Genomic DNA, 19,931 nt, shown 5'->3' with positions numbered 1-19,931 from the left:
GATGTGCGCTATGCGCTATCAAAAAATGAGTTTTATTCGATATTCTGCACTTGCTCGCGCATCTGCTCGATCAGCACCTTCATGTCCACGCTGATGCGTGTCAGGTCGAGTGCTGCCGATTTGGAGCCCAGCGTGTTGGCCTCGCGGTGCAGTTCCTGGATCAGGAAATCCAGGCGTTTGCCTACTTCGCCCCCCTTTTTGAGCAGGCGCTCGATTTCGTCCAGGTGCGAATCCAGCCGGGTGATTTCCTCGGCCACGTCGATGCGAATGGCGAAGGCTGTGGCCTCGGTCAGGGCGCGGTCACGGGCGGCCTCGGGCAGCGTGGCGCCATCGGTCAGGGCCATGGCCTCTTTCCAGCGTTCCATGAAGCGCAGCCTTTGCTGTTCGACCAACAAGGGCACCATGGGCACGGCTTGCTGGGCCAGGGCGCGCAGTTGTTTGACGCGGTCCAGCAGCATGGTGGCCAGGCGCTTGCCTTCGCGCTCCCGGGCCGCCAGCAGGGCGGTGAGCGCTTCTTCGGCCAACGCGGGGACGGCTTCGCTCCAGTCTTCCGTGCCGGAATGGGCGTTGGCGCACAGGCGCAGGGCGTCGGCCACCGTGAGGGGGGCCGCGCTGGGCAGCCAGGCCCGCACCGAGTCTTGCAGGGAGTTGAGCCGCTGCAGCAGCCGCGCGGGTGGGTCCTGCAGTGTGTTGCTGTCGTCGGTGTCCAGGGCGGCACGCACCTCGACCTTGCCGCGTTTGAGGTGGGCCGTCAGCAGGCTGCGCAGCGTGGGCTCCAGAGCGCGCAGTTCGTCGGGCAAGCGGAACGAGAGGTCCAGAAAGCGGCTGTTGACCGAGCGAATTTCCAGCCCCAGCCGGCGCGATTGGGGTGCGCGGGCGTCGGTTTCAGCGCCGGCGGCAGATGCGCCATGCTGTGCGCTGGCGTATCCGGTCATGCTGTAAACTGGCATTGGACTTTTTGATGGTTGCTTGCGATCCGGCGATTATCCGGGTTCCGCTCTACCCCCGAGTCATCTTCGCAAAATATGTCAAAAATCAAGCCGGCACCCTTGCCGCCCGATACCGCAATTGGCGGCTACCGCGTGGTGCGCCGGTTGTCTTCCGGTGGTTTTGGGGTGGTCTATCTGGCCCTGGATGCTGAAGGCCAGCAAGTGGCCATCAAGGAATACCTGCCCTCGTCCCTGGCCACGCGTGCGCCCGGAGAGCTGCTGCCCAAGGTTCCTTCCGAAAAGCTCTCTCTCTACCGCCTCGGCCTCAAAAGCTTCTTTGAAGAAGGCCGCGCGCTCGCGCAGATCTCGCACGCCTCGGTGGTGAGCGTGCTCAACTTCTTCCGCGAGAACGAAACCGTTTATATGGTGATGAACTACCTGGAGGGCGCGACCCTGCAGGATTTCATCATCACCGCGCGCGACTTGAAGACCCAGAAGGTCTTCCGCGAATCCACCATTCGCTCGCTGTTCGACGAGGTGCTGCGCGGTTTGCGCATCGTGCACCAGCACAAGATGCTGCACCTGGACATCAAGCCGGCCAACATCTTCATCACCGACGACAACAAGGCCGTGATGATCGACTTTGGCGCCGCGCGCGAGGTGCTGAGCAAAGAAGGCAACTTCATCCGCCCCATGTACACCCCTGGCTTTGCTGCGCCCGAGATGTACCGGCGCGACTCGTCCATGGGGCCGTGGACCGACATCTATGCCATCGGTGCCTGCATCTACGCCTGCATGCAGGGTTTTCCGCCCAACGAGGCCCCGCAGCGCATCGACAAGGACCGCCTCTCCCTCGCGCTGACCAAGCTGCGTGGTGTGTATTCCGACAACCTCATCGAGGTGGTGGAGTGGTGCATGGCGCTCGACCCGCTCTCGCGCCCGCAGTCGGTGTTTGCGCTGCAAAAGGAACTGAGCCGCGAAGGCGAGCGCCGCTACACCAAGCTCTCGGTGGCCGAGAAGATGCGCCTGCAGCTCGACACCCTGGTGTCCGACACCAAGAAAAATGTGCAGAAGGTGGGTGAAGCCACCGGCATCGGAGCCAAACCCAAATGAAGCACACCCCCCTGAGCCGCTGCGCGGCTTCCCCCCGCTCTCGCCTTGCTTCGCAATGCGGGCAGGGGGACGTAGCCAGCGCGGCGGGGCGGCCCTTGCGCGGCTGCCCGCGCTTGGGGCGCGCCGGTTTTGTGCGCTGCGGGTGGCAAATGGCGTGGTGGAGCAACTGAAATGAAATTCTCCGTATTCCAGATCAGCCGCCGCGGTGGCCGCGAGAAGAACGAAGACCGCATGGGCTATTGCTACACGCGCGAATCGGGCCTGTTTGTGCTGGCCGACGGCATGGGGGGGCACCCTGAGGGCGAAGTGGCGGCGCAGATCGCGCTGCAGACCATCTCGGCACTGTTCCAGCGCGAGGCCAAGCCCCAGCTCAAGGACGTGCAGGAGTTCCTGTCCGGCGCCTTGCTGGCCGCGCACCACCAGATCCTGCGCTACGCCACCGACAAGGGCATGCTCGACACGCCGCGCACCACGCTCGTGGCGGCCGTGCTGCAGGCCGGCACGGCCACCTGGATCCACTGCGGTGACTCGCGCCTGTACATGGTGCGTGATGGCGACCTGCTGACCCGCACGCGCGACCACTCGTACATGGAGCTGCGCAACAACCCGCCGCCCGGGCTGGAGCGCATCAACCGCAACGTGCTGTTCACCTGCCTGGGCTCGCCCACCAAGCCCATCTACGACATCACCGGGCCCGTGTACCTGGAGCAGGGCGACCGCATCCTGCTGTGCTCCGACGGTCTGTGGGGAACGCTCAGCGACGACGAGATCGCCAAGCAGCTCTCGCGCAACGCGGTGTCGCATGCCGTGCCCGACCTGGTCGAAGATGCCCTGCGCAAGGCGGGCGACAGCAGCGACAACGTGACCGTGGTGGCTCTGGAATGGGAGACGCCCGACGCGTTCGAGTCCACCCAGGGCGTGTCCACCGACAGCATCAGCGAAGACGTGTTTGCATCCACCATCCAGGCGGGCCCGCTCGACGGGCTGGTGGACGACCTGGACGACGCGGCCATCGAGCGCTCGATTGCCGAAATCAACGAGGCGATCCGCCGCTCCGCTGCTCGAAAAGCCTGACAGACTGATTTGCCCGGGCTGCACAGCCTCGTGCGGCGGGCTGAGGCCTGCTGTCTGACCCGTTTCGTTTTCTGGCGCGCGCCTTGGGCGGCGCACGGAAGGCATTTTCTGGACACCCAACGACCATGACCACATTCATTCGCACCGGCGGCCGCGCCGCCGACCAACTGCGCCCCGTGCGCATCACCCGCCACTACACCATGCACGCCGAAGGCTCGGTGCTGATCGAGTTCGGCAACACCAAGGTGCTGTGCACCGCCTCGGTCGAAGAACGCGTGCCGCCGCACAAGCGCGGCAGTGGCGAAGGCTGGGTCACGGCCGAATACGGCATGCTGCCGCGCGCCACCCACACGCGCAGCGACCGCGAGGCCGCGCGCGGCAAGCAGACTGGCCGCACGCAAGAGATCCAGCGCCTCATCGGCCGCAGCCTGCGCGCCGTGTTCGACCTCAAGCTGCTGGGCGAGCGCACCATCCAGCTCGACTGCGACGTGATCCAGGCCGACGGCGGCACGCGCACCGCCGCCATCACCGGTGCCTGGGTGGCCGCGCAGGACGCGGTCCACCAGCTGCTGGCCAGCGGCAAGATCACCCAGTCGCCGCTGCTGCAGCCCGTGGCGGCGATCTCGGTGGGTATCGTGCAGGGCGCGCCGCTGCTGGACCTGGAATATGTGGAAGACGTGGATTGCGACACCGACATGAACGTGGTGATGACCGGTGCGGGCCACTATGTGGAGGTGCAGGGCACGGCCGAGGGCGTGGCCTTTAGCCGAGCAGAGATGGACCAGCTGCTGGGCCTGGCTGAAAAAGGCATCGCTGAGCTGGTGCAGCTGCAGCAGCAGGCCCTTCAGAATACTCACTAATTAATAGCTGCTCAGGCATGCTGGTCGCGCGGTAGAGGCCATTTTGACTATGAAAATTGTTCTTGCATCCAACAACCGTGGCAAGCTGGCCGAGCTGCAGGCCATGTTCGCCCCGCTGGGCGTGGAGCTGGTGCGCCAGGCCGACCTGGGCGTGGGCGAGGCCGAGGAGCCCTTCCGCACCTTTGTCGAAAACGCCCTGGCCAAGGCGCGGTTTGCGTCGGAACACACCGGCCTGCCCGCACTGGCCGACGACGCCGGCATGTGCGTCGATGCCTTTGGTGGCCTGCCGGGGGTGGACACCGCGTACTACTGCACCCAGTTCGGCTACGAGAAAAGCGACGACAACAACGTGCGTGCCCTGCTGGAGCAACTGCAAGGCGTGGCCAACCGCCGCGCTGCCATGGTCAGCACCCTGGTCGCCGTGCGCAGCCCCCAAGACCCCGAGCCGCTGATCGCCGTGGGCCGCGTGGTGGGCGAGATCACCACCGAACCCCGGGGCAGCAACGGCTTTGGCTTCGACCCCGTGATGTTCATCCCCGAGTTCGGCAAAACCTTTGCGGAGCTGCCCGTGGAGGTGAAAAACGCCCACAGCCACCGGGGCCGCTCTGCCGCGCAGATGCTGGCACTGATGCGTGAACGCTGGTTGGCATGAAATCCCCCCTGAGTCGCTTCGCGCCTTCCCCCCAAGGGGGACACCGCCAGCGCACGCAAGTGAAACGCTGCTGTGCCGCTCGGGCTGCCCTTGCACGGCGGTCGTGCGCGCGACCGCTCACGCTGCAATCGGCTACTGTGGCGCGAGCGCTATGAACCTTTGATGCTTGCAATGGCTATTCCTATCATCCCTGCTGCTGACGATGCGCCCGCCGTCGTGCGCGACATCCAGCACTACATGCGCCCCGGCCTGCTGCAATTGCCCAGCCTGCCGCCGTTGTCGCTGTACGTGCACCTGCCCTGGTGCCTCAAGAAATGCCCGTACTGCGACTTCAACTCGCACGAGGCCCGTGGCGACGGGGCGGGTGACAACGGGGTGCCCGAGCAGCGCTACATCGACGCGCTGATGGCCGACCTGGAGGCCGCGCTGCCCCTGGTCTGGGGCCGCACGGTGCACAGCATCTTCATCGGCGGCGGCACGCCCAGCCTGTTTTCGCCAGCGGCCATCGACCGGCTGATCGGCGACATCCGCGCCCGTTTGCGGCTGGAGTCCGACTGCGAGATCACGCTGGAGGCCAACCCCGGCACCTTCGAGAAAGACCGCTTCCGCGCCTTCCGTGCAGCGGGCGTCACCCGCCTGTCGGTGGGTGTGCAGAGCTTCAACGACCAGCACCTCAAGGCGCTGGGCCGCGTGCACGACCGTGCCCAGGCGATGGCAGCGGTGGAGGAGGCCGCTGCGTCCTTCGACACCTTCAACCTCGACATCATGTATGCGCTGCCGGGCCAGACGCAGCAAGAGCTGGAGCAGGATCTGCGCACGGCGCTGGCCTTCAAGCCGCCGCACATCTCCATCTACCACCTCACCATCGAGCCCAACACCTACTTCGCCAAGTTCCCCCCGGCCATCCCCGAGGACGACCAGGCCTACGCCATGCTCGACCGCATCACCGAGCTGACGGGCCAGGCGGGCATGGCGCGCTACGAAATCTCGGCCTACGCGCAACCGGGCCACCAGTGTTTCCACAACACCAATTATTGGCAGTTTGGCGACTACCTGGGCATCGGCGCGGGTGCGCACAGCAAGCTCAGCTTTGCGCACCGCGTGGTGCGGCAGGTGCGCTTTCGGGACCCGACCCGCTACATGGACAACGCCCTGGCCGGCCGCGCCGTGGCGCAGGACGACGAGGTGCGTCGTGCTGATCTGCCGTTTGAATACATGCTCAATGCCCTGCGCCTGCGCGACGGTTTTGCGCTGCAGGACTTCATGGCCCGCACGGGCCTGCCCCTCACCGCGATTGCCAAGGGGCTGAAGGAGGCCGAGAGCAAGGGCCTGATCGAGCGTGACCTGTCCCATGTGCGCCCCACCGAGCGGGGCTTTGACTTCCTGAGCGACCTGCAGGAGCTGTTCCTGGCCGATTGAGCCGGGTGAAGCGCCTGCATTTCAAGGAAAAAAGGCCGTCTGCGCGCGATGGGTAAGCGTTGGTAGCTATAAAAATAATAGCTATTGATTGCTGTTGCACGGGGCGCCGGGTTCAGATGCCCGGCCTGGGCCCCGATCAGCCGCAGCGCACCGCCAGGATGTGCCCGTTGGCATCCACCTCCAGGTTCAGCCGCTGGGTGTCGAACTCCTTGGTGACCATCTGGCCCGGTCGCAGGATGCGCACCATCCGCGCGCCCGACCGGGCCCGTGCCGATTCGACCACCGACGCTGTGCTGCTCTGCCCCACCGCCGCCTGGGCTGGTTGCGCATTGCACAGCATGTCTGGTGCGGGCGCCTGCGCCTGTGACTGGGTGGGCGAGGGGGCCGCCGCCGGGGCCGGCCCGTGGCTGGCACAACCCACCATCAGGGCGGCCATACCCAGGCTGGCCACAGCGGCCAAAGCGGTGTTTGTCATGAAACCATCTCCATCAAAAACAGGGCCTGACCATACCGGAAGGCGCGCGCCAAAGGGGTGTCTCTGCGTAACCGGCGTGCCGTGTGCAGCCCCTTGGTTTCGGTCAGGGCTTGATGCCGGTCAAGACATTGTGGGTGGCGCGCAACGCAGTGCGGGCCCGCCGGCGCATGCCCCGGCCGGTGATGGGTTGGCGTAAGGCGCACCCGGCAGAATCGGCAGTGCCCGAATCTGCGCGCCGCGCGGGCCTCTGGTTTCCGTGTTCTTGCCGCAGCCCTGCCCGCCATGTCCGACGACCCGACTCTCCGCCTCATCCACGCCCTGAGCGACACCCTGGATGGACTGGATGTGGCCCTGTGTGCCTTTGACGAAGGCGACTGCACCATCGCCTGGAACCGGACCTTCTTCAAGTTCTTCCCCGAGCACGAGGGCCACGTGTACGCGGGCGAGCCCTACCACGCCAACCTTCGCCGGTTCTACACCGGGCGGCTCGATGCGCAGGAGCTGCCCAACATTGAGCGTTACATCGCCGCCGGCGTGGACCGCCACCGGGCCCAGACGCGCCCCTACAGCTTTGAGCACCGGGGCCTGCGCGTGCAGGTGGCGTCGCAGCCCATTGCAGGCGTGGGCCGCGTGCGCGTGTGGCGCGCCCTGGCCCTGCGCGACACGCCCGGTGCGGCAGATGCCCCCAACATCCAGGAGCCTGGTTACCTGCGCGGTCCCCTGTTCGAAAGCACCGAGCTGTTCGACCGCATCCCCGACGGCCTGATGATCTGTGGCGAGGATCAGCGCATTCAGTGGGTCAACGAGCCCTTCATGCAGATGTACAGCCTCACCGACCGGGCGGCGGCCACCGGCCTCACGTTTGCTGAAGCCTACCGTCACGCCTGGGCCGCCGACGGGCCGGGCGACATGGCGCCGTTTTATGACGGCCTCTCGATCCTGCAGGAGAACATGCGTTTTGCAGGCGCGCCCTTCGAAGTGCCCCTGCCGCGCAACCGCTGGAGCCGCGTGATCGCCAAGCAGGGTGCAGACGGCACCGTGTTCCATGCGCATGTGGACATTACCGACTTCAAGCGCCAGCAGCATCTGCTGGCCCAGGCCGAACGCAGCGCACGGGACAGCGAAGCGCAGTTGCGCGAAAAATCCATCCTGCTGGAGGCCACGCTGGAGCACATGGACCAGGGCGTGGCCAAGATCAGCGCCACTGGCATCGTGGAGCTGTGCAATCGCCGCGCGCTGGAGCTGCTGGACCTGCCCGCAGAACTGATGGCCGCCAAACCGTCCCTTGTGAATGTGCTGGCCTACCTGCGTGCACGCGGCGAATTCGACGGTGCCTCGAAGGAGATCCAGGACCTGTTGCTGCACAGCAACGGAGGTGTAGAGCAGCAGCAGGTGTATGACCGCCCCCGGCCCGACGGGCGTGTCCTGGAAGTCCATACCGTGCCCATCAAAGGTGGCGGCGCGCTGCGCACCTTCACCGACGTCACCCAGCGCAAGGAGGCCGAGTTGCGCATCCGCCATGTGGCCGAGCACGACGGGCTCACCACGCTGCTCAACCGCACGGCCTTCCTGCACACCCTGCAGGCCGCCGTGGCCGATGCGCGGCGCCCCGCACGGGGTTTTGCCGTGCTGTATGTGGACCTCGACGGCTTCAAGCCCATCAACGACCGGTTTGGCCATGCGGTGGGAGACCAGCTGCTCATCTGGGTGGCCCAGCAACTGACACAGGTGGCACGCGGCGACGACGTGGTGGCCCGCCTGGGTGGCGATGAATTTGCACTGCTGCAGCGCGGCGTCTCTGACCCCGACAGTGCCTACCGCCTGGCCGAGCGGCTGGTGCAGGCCATCGGCCAGCCTACCGAAATCGAATCCCACTTCATCCAGATCGGCGCCTCGGTGGGCATCGTCATGGCCCCCGCCGACGCGGCCGATGCCGAAGAACTCCTGCGCAAGGCCGACTCCGCCATGTACCTGGCCAAGGCCTCCGGCCGTGGCTGCGCGCGCATCTACGGCATGTGATGGTGGGGCGCTGCGGAGAGTGTGTGGCCGCACGGGCGCACCACAATCGGCGCTGTCCTACACCCGTGGGTTCTGGTGCGTTTTACGATCGGTCCGTCGATACCCCTTCGACATCCCTCCCGCTTGCTCCAAGCAAGTGTTCAGCCCGCACCCTGCGGGCTTTTTTTTGCCTGGCACATCGCGGGCTTGCTCGCAAAAAAGTCAGCCTATCCCTGGGTCTTTTGACCCTGCTCCATGCAAGCCGCATGAAGTGGCGGCACCATCGGTCCATCATCGGTTGCCAGCCTGGGTGTCACGGCGAGGCAACGGCCGCTCGCTACAAAACAAGAATGATCCTGTACAAACCCGGCACCCCTTTCATCTACAAAGGCCGACGGGTCACCGTGGACTACATCATCATCCGCCGCACCGGCCTGTGGATCCGCCTGGCCCACAGCGAAGACGTGTGCCGGCCCGAAGACCTGACGCCAATTGCACCGCAGGGATCGAACCTGGCGGAAAGCGCAGGTCGCACTTGATGTGAACGGCTGATTCCCCCGCATTGCCCGGTGCCGTGTATGCGGCGCCTCAATCAGGAGGCGAGGGTGGGAGGAAAACAAAACGGGCCGCATGGGCCCGTTTTTTTTGTGTTCTGGCGGAGACTGTGAGATTCGAACTCACGGACGGTTGCCCGTCGGCAGTTTTCAAGACTGCTGGTTTAAACCACTCACCCAAGTCTCCGGGAGGGAAGGCGCGAATTCTAGCCGACTGTGGGTGCTGATTTTTTCAGCATGCCCCGCGTCTCGATGAAGCCGATCACCTCGTTGAGCCCGCTCAGGTTCTTCAGATTGGTCATCACAAACGGCTTGAGACCCTGTGCGTTGGTGCGCATGCGGGTGGTGTCGGCGTGCATCACGTCGAGGTTGGCGCCCACGTGGGGGGCCAGGTCGGTCTTGTTGATGACGAAGAGGTCGCTCTTGGTGATGCCGGGGCCACCCTTGCGGGGGATTTTTTCGCCTGCGGCCACGTCGATGACGTAGATGGTGAGGTCGCTCAGCTCGGGGCTGAAGGTGGCGGCCAGGTTGTCGCCGCCGCTTTCCACAAACACGATGTCGGCGTTGGGGAACTCGCCCAGCATGCGGTCGATGGCTTCGAGGTTGATGGAGCAGTCTTCGCGGATGGCGGTGTGGGGGCAGCCGCCGGTTTCCACACCCAGGATGCGCTCGGCAGGCAGGGCGCCGCTCACGGTGAGCAGGCGCTGGTCTTCCTTGGTGTAGATGTCGTTGGTGATGGCGATCAGGTCGTAGTCATCGCGCATGGCCTTGCACAGCATCTCCAGCAAGGTGGTCTTGCCGGAACCGACGGGGCCGCCGATACCCACCCGCAGGGGGGGCAGTGGCTTGGTGCGGTTCGGGATGTGGTGCAGGGTGCAGGTGGTCATGATCGGAAGAGGCGGGAGTATTGGGTTTCATGCTGCGCAGACAGGATGGCGAGCATGGGCGAGAAGGCCTGGCGTTCGCTGTCCATGAGGCTTGCGGCATGGTCAGCGGCAGCAGGGATGGCGTCGGCCAGGCGCGCCAGGATGCGCTGGCCTGCGCTCTGGCCCAGTTGCATGGATTTGAGTGCGGCCTGCACCATGTTTTCGGCCCAGCCAAAGGCGTAGGCCAGCAGCACATCCCGAACGGGAGCCTGGGTGATGGAGGCAGCCAGTGCAAAGGCCACGGGGTAGGTGGGGGGCAGGGCGGCCAGGTGGCGTACGGCGGGCATCAGGGCCTCGCCGCCCTGGTATTGGTTGCGCAGCCAGTCGGCCATGGACCGGCCCATCTGTTCGGTTTGCAGGCGCAATTCGCTGGTTTCGCGGGTGTGGAGCACCCAGTCGTTGAGTTCTTTCACATGCCCCAGGTCGCCCCGGCGCCAGGCGCCCACGGCCTTGGCGATGAGGGCCATGTCGCCGCGCGCCTGGGTGATGTGGAGCTGGTCGAGCAGCCAGTCGCCCACGGCGGTTTCGCTGGCCAAGCCCGCGTTTTCAATGGCGCTTTCCAGCCCCTCGGAGTACGAGAACCCGCCCACGGGCAGCGCGGGGGAGGCCAGCCACATCAGCTGCAGGAAGCTGGCGGCGGGCAGGGGCGCGGGGCGGTCCAGGCGCATGGAGCGAGGGTCAGTGGTCGTGGTTGCAGTCGGGGCCGTGCACATGCCCCTGGGCGACCACGGGGATGGACACGGTGCGCCCACGGGCCGGGGCTGCGGCGGTGGCAGCGGGGGCGGCTGCATGGCTGTGATCGTGACCATGCCCATGATCGTGGGAATGGTGGTGATCATGGTGATGGTCGTCCCCATGTCCATGCCCACCGTGGTGGTGCCCGCCGCCATGTCCTGCCGCATAGGCGCCCCCTTCGGGCTCAAACGCCAGGTTCTGCTCGGTCACGATCAGGTGCATGGCGCGCAGCATGTCGGCCAGCACATGGTCGGGTTCGATCTTGAGGTGGTCGGGTTGCAGTTCGATGGGCACATGGCGGTTGCCCAGGTGGTAGGCAGCGCGGGTCAGGTCAAACGGCGTGCCATGGCTTTGGCAGTGGGTGATGACCAGCACGGGCTGGGGCGCGGCGATCACGCGGACCATGGAGCCGTCTTCGGCCACCAGCACATCGCCGCCGCGCACCAGCGTGCCGCGCGGCAGGAAGATGCCCAGCTCGCGCCCGGCGGAGTCGGTGGCGGCAAAACGGCTTTTCTGGCGCACGTCCCAGTCGAGTTCGACCGTGGTGGCGCGCTTGAGCAGCACGGGGGCCAGGCCTTGGCCCTGGGGGAGGAGTTTGGAGGCTTGGAGCATGGGGTTTCGGTCCAATGGGCAATCAACAGAACGCGCATTGTGGGCCCGGGGCGCATGGCGCGCTGGCACCGGTCATACGGGGCGTGTCATGAAGAAGCTGTACGGGTCCGGGCCGTAGTCGGCAAAGGGCACGCATTCGATGAAATCGTGCTGAAAATACAGCTGGCGCGCGGGTTCAAAAAAGGGTTGGGGCCCTGTCTCCAGGCTCACCCGGCTGAAGCCGCGTGCGCGAGCCTCTTGCAGCAGATGGGCCAGCACCTGGCGCGCGATGCCTTGCCCCCGGTGGCGGGCGCTGGTGCGCATGGACTTGAGTTCGGCATGGCCTGCATCCAGCCGCTTGAGTGCGCCCGTGCCCACCAGCAGGTCGCCATCGGCTCCGGGCAGCCACGCAGACCAAAACGCGATATCGGGCTGGCGCAGCTGGTCCATGTCCAGCGCGTGCACGCTTTCGGCCGGCGACACCGCATACATGTCCTGCAGATGCTCCTGCATGAAGGCTTCGATGCGTGGGTCGCTCAGGTCGTCCAGACGGATCTGCAGCGGGGTCGGGAGTGCGGTCATGTACTGCTCAGAAAAGGAAGTAGCGCTGCGCCATCGGCAGCATGGTGGCGGGTTCGCAGGTGAGCAGCTGGCCGTCGGCGCGCACGGTATAGGTCTGCGCGTCCACCTCCATCTTGGGCGTGTAGCTGTTGTGCACCATGTGCTGCTTGCGCACGCCACGGATGTTGCGCACGGCGCTGAGCTGCTTGTGCAGGCCGAAGCGCTCGCCGATGCCCGCATTCAGGCCCGCTTGCGACACAAAGGTGAGTGAGGTCTTGGCAATCGCCCCGCCAAACGCGCCGAACATGGGCCGGTAGTGCACGGGCTGGGGCGTGGGGATGGAGGCATTGGGGTCGCCCATCGCGGCCATGGCGATCAGGCCGCCTTTCAGGATGAGTGCGGGTTTCACGCCGAAGAAAGCGGGCTTCCAGATCACGATGTCGGCCCATTTGCCGACTTCGAGAGAGCCCACCTCGTGGCTGATGCCGTGGGCGATGGCGGGGTTGATGGTGTACTTGGCCACGTAGCGCTTGATGCGCGTGTTGTCGTTGCGGGCCGTGTCGCCAGCCAGGCTGCCGCGCTGTACCTTCATCTTGTGCGCGGTCTGCCAGGTGCGCAGGATGACTTCGCCCACGCGGCCCATGGCCTGGCTGTCGCTCGACATCATGCTGATGGCGCCCAGGTCGTGCAGGATGTCTTCGGCAGCGATGGTCTCCTTGCGGATGCGGCTTTCGGCAAACGCCAGGTCCTCGGCGATGCCGGCATCCAGGTGGTGGCACACCATGAGCATGTCCACATGCTCGTCCAGCGTGTTGTGCGTGTAGGGCATGGTGGGGTTGGTGGAGCTGGGCAGAAAGTTGTCTTCGCCCACCACCCGCAGGATGTCGGGCGCATGGCCGCCCCCCGCGCCTTCGGTGTGGAAGGCGCAGATGCCGCGCCCGGCCACGGCGGCGATGGTGTTCTCCACAAAACCAGATTCGTTGAGCGTGTCGCTGTGGATGGCGACCTGCGTGTCGGTCTCCTCGGCCACATCCAGGCAGTTACTGATGGCCGATGGCGTGGTGCCCCAGTCTTCGTGCAGCTTCAGGCCGATGGCGCCCGCGCTGATCTGCTCGTGCAGCGCATCGGGCAGGCTGGCGTTGCCCTTGCCGAGGAAGCCCAGGTTCATGGGGAAGGCGTCGGCCGCTTGCAGCATGCGTTCCATGTTGAAGGGGCCAGAGGTGCAGGTGGTGGCCAGCGTGCCCGTGGCGGGGCCGGTGCCGCCGCCCAACATGGTGGTCACGCCGCTGGCCAGGGCTTCTTCGATCTGCTGTGGGCAGATGAAGTGGATGTGGCTGTCGATGCCGCCGGCGGTGACGATGTTGCCCTCGCAGCTGATGACCTCGGTGCCGGGGCCGATGATGATGTCCACGCCGGGTTGCGTGTCGGGGTTGCCCGCCTTGCCGATGGCGGCGATGCGGCCCGCGCGCAGGCCGATGTCGGCCTTGAAGATGCCGGTGTGATCGACGACGAGCGCATTGGTCAGCACGGTATCCACAGCGCCCTGGGCATTGCTGCGCTGCGATTGCGCCATGCCGTCGCGGATGGTCTTGCCGCCGCCAAACTTCACTTCTTCGCCGTAGCTGCCCGCGCGGAGCGTGTAGTCGGCCTCGACTTCCAGGAGGAGTTCGGTGTCGGCCAGGCGCAGGCGGTCGCCCACCGTGGGGCCGAACATTTCGGCGTAGGCGCGTCGTCCAATGGTTGCCATGGTGTGGGTGCTCCGCGAGAACGGGTAATTACTATATTTTTGATAGCTGCTTGCGCTTATGGGTTGAGCGCAGAGGGCTGTTTTTGCTTGTCTTTTTTCTAGAGCGCACCCTGCGTCAGGCCCTGAAAGCCGAACACACGGCGCTCGCCCGCGTAGTCCACCAGCTCCACGGTGCGCTCCTGGCCGGGCTCGAAGCGCACGGCGGTGCCCGACGCAATGTTCAGCCGCATGCCGCGTGCGGCGGTGCGGTCAAAGCCCAGGGCGTTGTTGGTCTCGGCAAAGTGGTAGTGCGAGCCGACCTGGATGGGGCGGTCGCCGGTGTTGCGCACGACGATGGTGAGCGTGCGGCGGCCGGTGTTGAGCGGGTGTTCGCCGGGTTCGGTGAAGAGTTCGCCTGGGATCATGGTCGGTCATCCTGGGTGGGGGTTACTCCCTCTCCCCTTGCGGGAGAGGGCCGGGGAGAGGGGCTTGTGTGCTTGGCAAACGCAGAGTGCATTTGTGCCATCACGCCAGCTGCTGAAGCAGCAGCGCACCGCCGAATGCCGCCACGCTCGCACCGGCCGCGCGTGCCAGCCACACCTGCCGGCTGCGCAGCGCCCAGCCCGCCGCCATACCTGCGCCGTGCAGCAGCACGGTGGCGGTCAGCATGCCCGCCAGGGTCAACCAGGCGTTGTCGCTACCTGCCAGTTCGTAACCGTGGGCCACGCCGTGGAAGACGGCAAACACGCCCACCCCCAGCGCCGCCACCAGCCCGGGCACACGCAGGCGCGACACGACGAGAAGGCCCGTGACCAGCAGCGACGCGGCGATCATCGACTCCACCGCTGGCAGCGCCGTGCCCTGCAGGCCCAGCACCGCGCCCGCCAGCAGCATGGCCGCAAAGCCCAGGGGGCCCCACAGCAGATCGCGCCCGGCACTGCGTGCGGCCAGCGCGCTCCACAGGCCCACGGCCACCATGGCGGCCAGGTGGTCCAGGCCGAACAGGGGGTGGGCAAAGCCGCTCAGAAAGCTGTTGTGGATATGGGATTCAGCGCCCGTATGGGCGCTGGCGCCAGTGCTGATGGCGCTGGCAGCTATGAAAAGAAGAGCGGCTGTGTGGCGGTGTGAGAGGGCGATGCGCATGGGGGCTCCACGGAGAAGAGAGAAAAGGGGTCAGACGATGGGCTGGTGCACGGTGACGAGCTTGGTGCCGTCGGGGAACGTGGCCTCGACCTGGATGTCCGGAATCATCTCGGCGATGCCCTCCATCACATCGGCGCGGGTCAGCACGGTGCGGCCTTCGCTCATGAGCTGCGCCACGGTCTTGCCGTCGCGTGCGCCTTCCATCACGGCGGCACTGATCAGGGCCACGGCCTCGGGGTAGTTGAGCTTCAGCCCCCGGGCCTTGCGGCGCTCGGCCAGCAGGGCGGCGGTAAAGATCAGGAGCTTGTCTTTTTCTCTAGGGGTGAGTTCCATGGTGTACCGGGCGATTGGGTGGAAGCGAGCCCATCATAGGCAGCAAGCCCCGTGCCCGCCATACGCCAGAGGGCGAAGATGCTCCGCATACGAAGGCAACCCGTGGCATGGAAACTGCACTTGCAAGGGCTTCCATCCTGTTTGCCCATGCCCCCCTCCACCGCCTCCCTTGCAGCGCCCGACGCGGCCTCGACCCCCGCACTGGGGCCGGACGCAGACGCGCAGGCGCCGCAGCAGGTCGTCAAGGTCCGGCGCGACTACAACAGCTGGGTGGCCACCGAGACCATGGAGGACTACGCGCTGCGCTACACGCCGCAGCGTTTTCGCAAGTGGTCCGAATGGCGGGTGGCCAACACCGCGTTCGGCGCCGCCTCGTTCCTGATCCTGGAGGCGGTGGGTGCCACGCTGCTGGTGCAGTACGGCTTCATCAACGCCTTCTGGGCCATCGTCGCCACGGGGCTCATCATCTTTCTGGCGGGCCTGCCCATCAGCGTGTATGCGGCGCGCTACGGGGTGGACATGGACCTGCTCACGCGCGGCGCGGGCTTTGGCTACATCGGCTCCACGCTCACCTCGCTGATCTACGCCAGCTTCACCTTCATCTTCTTTGCGCTCGAAGCCGCCGTGATGGCCTACGCGCTGGAGCTGGCGCTCGACATCCCGCCCACCTGGGGCTACCTGATCTGCGCCATTGTGGTGATTCCGCTGGTCACACACGGTGTGTCGGCCATCAGCCGCCTGCAGGTGTGGACGCAGCCGCTGTGGCTGGTGATGCTGGTGGTGCCGTTTGTGTATGTGCTGATGCGCGATTCTGGTGCGTTTTCTGGGGTGATGCACTACGGTGGTGAATCGATGCGCGGCGCTACGTTTCAATTGCCCTTGTTTGGTGCGGCGCTCACCGTGGGCATTGCGCTCATTACCCAGATGGGGGAGCAGGCGGACTACCTGCGCTTCATGCCCGCCCGCACTGCCACCACACGCGGGCGCTGGTGGCTGGGCGTGCTGGTGGGCGGGCCGGGCTGGGTGGTGCTGGGCGTGCTCAAGATGCTGGGCGGCGCGCTGCTGGCCTGGCTGGCCCTCAAGCACATGGTGCCCACCGAGCGTGCGGTGGACCCGAACCAGATGTACCTGGTGGCGTATGAGTACGTCTTCCCGCACTACGGCTGGGCGGTGGCGGCCACGGCGCTGTTTGTGGTGGTCTCGCAGATGAAGATCAACGTGACCAACGCCTATGCGGGGTCGCTCGCGTGGTCCAACTTCTTTTCGCGCCTCACGCACAGCCACCCGGGGCGGGTGGTGTGGGTGGTGTTCAACACGCTGATCGCCTTCATGCTTATGGAGATGAACGTGTTCCGCGCCATGGGCGAGGTGCTGGGGCTGTATTCCAACATTGCCATCGCCTGGATCATGTCGGTGGTGGCGGACCTCGTCATCAACAAGCCGCTGGGCCTGTCGCCCAAGGGCATCGAGTTCAAGCGCGCGCACCTGTACGACATCAACCCCGTGGGCGTGGGATCAATGGCGCTGGCGTCGGTGCTGTCCATCAGTGCGCACCTGGGCTTGTTCGGCCCGCTGCCGCAGGCGTTCTCGGCCGTCATTGCGATGGCCGTGGCCTTTGTGACGGCGCCGTTGATCGCCTGGGCCACGCGCGGCAAGTACTACATCGCGCGGCAGAGCGAGCCGGTGGCTGTGCCTGTGGCGGGACCTGTGCCCGGCGCGCGGGCTTCCGATATGGGCAGTTACCAGCGCTTCACCGTGCAACGCTGCGTGATCTGCGAGCGCGAATACGAAGCGCCCGACATGGCCCAGTGCCCCGCCTACCGGGGCGCCATCTGCTCGCTGTGCTGCACGCTGGATGCGCGCTGCGGCGACCTGTGCAAGCCGCACGCGAGCATGGCGGTGCAGTGGTCTGCCGCGCTGCGCTGGGTGCTGCCGCGTGCCATCTGGCGCTACCTGGACACGGGTCTGGGCCACTTCCTGCTGCTGATGCTGGTGATTGCGCCGCTGCTGGCGTCGGTGATGGGGCTGCTGTACCACCAGGAGCTGAACACCATTGCCCAGGCCGCCACCGACACCGAGGTGATGGCGGCCCCCGAAGTGGCGCTGCGCTCGGGCCTGCTCAAGGCGTATCTCGCGCTGCTCGTCATCTCCGGCATCGTGGCCTGGTGGCTGGTGCTGGCGCACAAGAGCCGCCAGGTGGCGCAGGAAGAATCCAACCGCCAGACGGGCCTGCTGGTGCGCGAGATCGAGCTGCACCGCCAGACCGACGAAGCGTTGCAGACGGCGCGCAGCGTGGCCGAGGCCGCCCAGCAGCAGGCCGAGGAAGCCCGCTTGCGCGCCGACCAGGCCAACCAGGCCAAGAGCCGCTACATCAGCGCCATCAGCCACGAGATCCGCACGCCGCTCAACTCCATCCTGGGCTACGCGCAGCTCATGGGCGAGGACGCGGGCGTGCCGCCACACCGCAAGCAGGCGGTGCATGTGATCCGCCGGGGCGGTGAGCATTTGCTGTCGCTGATTGAGGGCACGCTCGACATCGCGCGCATCGAGTCGGGCAAGCTCACGCTCGACGTGGCGCCCATGCGTTTTGCCGACGGGCTGCACGAGATGGCCGCGCTGTTCGAGCTGCAGGCTGCTGCCAAGGGCCTGGCGTTTGTGTTCGACGTGCAGGGTGTGATTCCCGAGGTGGTGCGCGCCGACGACAAGCGCCTGCGCCAGATCCTCATCAACCTGCTGGGCAACGCCGTCAAGTTCACCGCGCAGGGCACCGTCACCCTGCGCGTGCGTTATGCGCGCGAGATGGCGCGCATCGAGGTGCAGGACACCGGGCCGGGCCTCACGCCGGGCGAGATCGAGCGCATCTTTGAACCCTTTGCGCGCGGTGGCTCGGCCGGTGCGCCTTCGACCCCGGGTGCCGGGCTGGGGCTGACCATCGCCAAGATGCTCACCGCGCTCATGGGCGGCGAGCTCACGGTGAGCAGCACGCCCGGCGTGGGCTCGGTGTTCCAGGTCAAGCTGTTTCTGCCCGAGGTGCATGCCGAGGCGCTGGGCAAGGCCGCAGCACCCGTGGCCGCGCAGGCCCGGCGCGCCCGCAAGGGCTATATCGGTGAGCGCCGCCGCATCCTGGTGGTGGACAACGAAGAGCCCGACCGCGAGCTGCTGGTGCAGCTGCTGGAACCCCTGGGTTTCGAGCTACGCCAGGCCGCCAGCGGCCACGACGCGCTGGACCTGCTGGCCACCGGCTACCGCCCGCATGCGATCTTCATGGACCTGGCCATGCCGGGCATCGACGGCTGGGAGACCTTGCGGCGGGTGCGGCAGATGGAGCTTGTGGGGCTGCGTTGTGCCGTGGTGTCTGCCAATGCCTTTGACAAGGCGCTGGACAACGATGTGGACATCCGCCCCGACGACTTCATCGTCAAGCCCGTGCGCCACACTGAGCTGCTGGACTGGCTGGAACGCCGCCTGGGGCTGCAGTGGTGGTATGAAGGCGATGGGTTGGCGCAGACTGAGGCACCACCGCCCCCGAAACCATCAAACACCGCAGCAGCCCCGTTCAGCTACCCCGACGCCGCCGCCCTGGCCGCACTGGCCCAGGCTGTGGCGCTGGGCTACTACCGGGGCATCCTCAACACCCTGGACGAGATTGAACGCAGCCAGCCCGCCCACCAGGCGTTTGTGCACACCATGCGGCAGATGGCGCGTGAGTTCCAGTTCGACGCCATGGGCCAGATCCTGGAGCGGGCCCCCTCGTGACGACCACCAACCCCATGACCGCGACCTTGCCACCCTCCAACGCAGCAACCCCCGCGCTGGCCGCACTGGACCGCAGCGACAGCGACGTGGTGCTGATCGTGGACGACGTGCCTGACAACCTGGCCGTGCTGCACGACGCGCTCGACGAATCAGGCTACACCGTGCTGGTCGCCATGCACGGCGAAGCCGCGCTGCAGCGCGCCGCACAGGCGCTGCCCGACATCGTGCTGCTCGACGCCATGATGCCCGGCATGGACGGCTTCGAGGTCGCGCGGCGCCTCAAGGCGTCGCCCGCCACGGCGCACATCCCCATCATCTTCATGACGGGCCTGACCGAGACCGAACACCTGGTGGCCGCGCTGGAGGCGGGCGGCGTGGACTACGTCACCAAGCCCATCAAGCCGCGCGAGGTGATGGCCCGCATGGGCGTGCACCTGGGCGCGGCCCGCAAGGCCCGGCAGGACGCGCGCCAGGCCCGCGAGGCACGCAACGCGCTCGATGCCTTCGGCTATGCCAGCATCACCGTGCGCGCGGTGGATGGCCGCATCGTGTGGCAGACCCCGCTCGCGCGCGAGCTGCTGCAGAGCTACTTTGGAGAGGTGGGGCCGGACGGCGCACCCACCGCCTTCGGCCAGTGGGCACCCGAGCCGGTGCAGGCCTGGCTGCGCCGCCATGTGCTGGCCGACAACGCCGCAGAACTGCTGGCCGCGTCGCTGGCTGAACCACCGCGTCTGGCGGTGGAGCAGGGCGCGCGCCGCCTCACTTTCCGCCTGCACCAGCAGGCGGGTGACAGCGCAGGCGGGGGCGACTGGCTCATCGTGATGCGCGAGGTGTCGGACGCGAAGATCATCGAATCCATGAGCCTGTCGTTCAAGCTGACCGCGCGCGAGGCTGAGGTGCTGTACTGGGTGGTCAAGGGCAAGATCAACCGCGACATCGGCGACATCCTGGGAGCCAGCCCTGCCACGGTGAAGAAACATCTGGAGCGCGTCTTCGCCAAGCTGGGCGTGGAAACACGCACGGCGGCGGCGGGCATGGCCATGAACCGCATCCGCCAGCTGCACCCGCAGTTTGAGGGCTGAGAAG

Annotated in this window: 19 protein-coding genes and 1 tRNA gene; 9 read left to right on the top strand and 11 right to left on the bottom strand. The window is 66.4% G+C overall.

The genetic code is table 11. The annotated features are described in order from the left end of the window. Window positions 1–32: 32 nt before the first annotated feature. Window positions 33–935 (bottom strand): YicC/YloC family endoribonuclease, encoded by a 903-nt coding sequence (locus tag AvAM_RS08800; protein WP_283202038.1) that lies wholly within the window; start codon window positions 933–935, stop codon window positions 33–35. Window positions 936–1,025: 90 nt separating this feature from the next. Between AvAM_RS08800 and AvAM_RS08795 the strand changes: the two genes are divergently transcribed. From AvAM_RS08795 to hemW, 5 genes are all read left to right on the top strand, one after another. Next, window positions 1,026–2,042, top strand: a complete 1,017-nt coding sequence (locus AvAM_RS08795) for a serine/threonine-protein kinase (RefSeq protein WP_063463038.1) — start codon at window positions 1,026–1,028, stop codon at window positions 2,040–2,042. A 171-nt stretch (window positions 2,043–2,213) separates the two neighbouring features. Further along, window positions 2,214–3,116 (top strand): PP2C family serine/threonine-protein phosphatase, encoded by a 903-nt coding sequence (locus tag AvAM_RS08790; RefSeq protein WP_137746703.1) that lies wholly within the window; start codon window positions 2,214–2,216, stop codon window positions 3,114–3,116. Window positions 3,117–3,241: 125 nt separating this feature from the next. Then, window positions 3,242–3,976 (top strand): ribonuclease PH, encoded by a 735-nt coding sequence (gene rph, locus AvAM_RS08785; protein ID WP_137746702.1) that lies wholly within the window; start codon window positions 3,242–3,244, stop codon window positions 3,974–3,976. Between the two features lie 49 nt (window positions 3,977–4,025). After that, on the top strand, window positions 4,026–4,628 hold the full coding sequence (gene rdgB / locus AvAM_RS08780) for an RdgB/HAM1 family non-canonical purine NTP pyrophosphatase (RefSeq protein WP_137746701.1): 603 nt from the start codon (window positions 4,026–4,028) through the stop codon (window positions 4,626–4,628). Window positions 4,629–4,799: 171 nt separating this feature from the next. Beyond that, window positions 4,800–6,047 (top strand): radical SAM family heme chaperone HemW, encoded by a 1,248-nt coding sequence (hemW, locus tag AvAM_RS08775; RefSeq protein ID WP_137746700.1) that lies wholly within the window; start codon window positions 4,800–4,802, stop codon window positions 6,045–6,047. Window positions 6,048–6,183: 136 nt separating this feature from the next. Here the strand turns inward: hemW and AvAM_RS08770 are convergent, their stop codons facing one another. After that, complete coding sequence (locus AvAM_RS08770) at window positions 6,184–6,522, bottom strand: I78 family peptidase inhibitor (protein WP_137746699.1); 339 nt, start codon at window positions 6,520–6,522, stop codon at window positions 6,184–6,186. Window positions 6,523–6,804: 282 nt separating this feature from the next. Between AvAM_RS08770 and AvAM_RS08765 the strand changes: the two genes are divergently transcribed. Together AvAM_RS08765 and AvAM_RS08760 are read left to right on the top strand one after the other, a co-directional pair. Then, window positions 6,805–8,541 carry a diguanylate cyclase domain-containing protein gene (locus tag AvAM_RS08765; protein WP_137746698.1) on the top strand — a complete coding sequence of 579 codons (1,737 nt, stop codon included), beginning with the start codon at window positions 6,805–6,807 and terminating at the stop codon, window positions 8,539–8,541. A gap of 329 nt (window positions 8,542–8,870) precedes the next feature. Further along, a complete protein-coding gene (locus AvAM_RS08760; protein ID WP_137746697.1) occupies window positions 8,871–9,059 on the top strand; it encodes a hypothetical protein in 189 nt (62 codons plus the stop codon). Window positions 9,060–9,173: 114 nt separating this feature from the next. On the opposite strand, the gene AvAM_RS08755 is transcribed toward AvAM_RS08760, so the two are convergent. The 9 genes from AvAM_RS08755 to AvAM_RS08715 all read right to left on the bottom strand — a co-directional run bounded on the left by AvAM_RS08755 (window position 9,174) and on the right by AvAM_RS08715 (window position 15,089). Next, window positions 9,174–9,261: transfer RNA gene (locus AvAM_RS08755), tRNA-Ser, on the bottom strand. Between the two features lie 19 nt (window positions 9,262–9,280). After that, window positions 9,281–9,961: an urease accessory protein UreG gene (gene ureG / locus AvAM_RS08750; protein WP_137746696.1), complete on the bottom strand. Its 681-nt coding sequence runs from the start codon at window positions 9,959–9,961 to the stop codon at window positions 9,281–9,283. Beyond that, complete coding sequence (locus AvAM_RS08745) at window positions 9,958–10,668, bottom strand: urease accessory protein UreF (RefSeq protein ID WP_137746695.1); 711 nt, start codon at window positions 10,666–10,668, stop codon at window positions 9,958–9,960. The genes ureG and AvAM_RS08745 overlap by 4 nt, the downstream gene beginning before the upstream one ends. A gap of 10 nt (window positions 10,669–10,678) precedes the next feature. Further along, entirely contained in the window at window positions 10,679–11,347 is a 669-nt protein-coding gene (gene ureE / locus AvAM_RS08740; protein WP_137746694.1) for an urease accessory protein UreE, read from the bottom strand. Between the two features lie 72 nt (window positions 11,348–11,419). Further along, a complete protein-coding gene (locus tag AvAM_RS08735; protein ID WP_137746693.1) occupies window positions 11,420–11,908 on the bottom strand; it encodes a GNAT family N-acetyltransferase in 489 nt (162 codons plus the stop codon). Between the two features lie 7 nt (window positions 11,909–11,915). Further along, window positions 11,916–13,634, bottom strand: a complete 1,719-nt coding sequence (gene ureC / locus AvAM_RS08730) for an urease subunit alpha (RefSeq protein ID WP_137746692.1) — start codon at window positions 13,632–13,634, stop codon at window positions 11,916–11,918. A 98-nt stretch (window positions 13,635–13,732) separates the two neighbouring features. Then, the gene (locus AvAM_RS08725) at window positions 13,733–14,038 is read right to left on the bottom strand and encodes an urease subunit beta (protein WP_137746691.1); all 306 of its coding nucleotides are present in this window, start codon (window positions 14,036–14,038) and stop codon (window positions 13,733–13,735) included. Between the two features lie 100 nt (window positions 14,039–14,138). Continuing rightward, complete coding sequence (locus tag AvAM_RS08720) at window positions 14,139–14,756, bottom strand: HupE/UreJ family protein (RefSeq protein WP_137746690.1); 618 nt, start codon at window positions 14,754–14,756, stop codon at window positions 14,139–14,141. Window positions 14,757–14,786: 30 nt separating this feature from the next. Then, window positions 14,787–15,089: an urease subunit gamma gene (locus AvAM_RS08715; protein WP_044397060.1), complete on the bottom strand. Its 303-nt coding sequence runs from the start codon at window positions 15,087–15,089 to the stop codon at window positions 14,787–14,789. Window positions 15,090–15,236: 147 nt separating this feature from the next. Here AvAM_RS08715 and AvAM_RS08710 point away from each other — a divergent pair, with 147 nt between their 5' ends. Both AvAM_RS08710 and AvAM_RS08705 read left to right on the top strand, forming a co-directional pair. Further along, window positions 15,237–18,845, top strand: coding sequence for an ATP-binding protein (locus AvAM_RS08710; RefSeq protein ID WP_137746689.1), 3,609 nt, complete (start codon window positions 15,237–15,239; stop codon window positions 18,843–18,845). A 14-nt stretch (window positions 18,846–18,859) separates the two neighbouring features. Continuing rightward, window positions 18,860–19,927, top strand: coding sequence for a response regulator (locus tag AvAM_RS08705; protein WP_137747078.1), 1,068 nt, complete (start codon window positions 18,860–18,862; stop codon window positions 19,925–19,927). Window positions 19,928–19,931: the final 4 nt, after the last annotated feature.

The sequence above is a fragment of the Acidovorax sp. NB1 genome (assembly GCF_005405905.1).
Lineage (GTDB): Bacteria > Pseudomonadota > Gammaproteobacteria > Burkholderiales > Burkholderiaceae_C > Acidovorax.
This window is presented reverse-complemented; position numbering and strand designations above follow the sequence as displayed.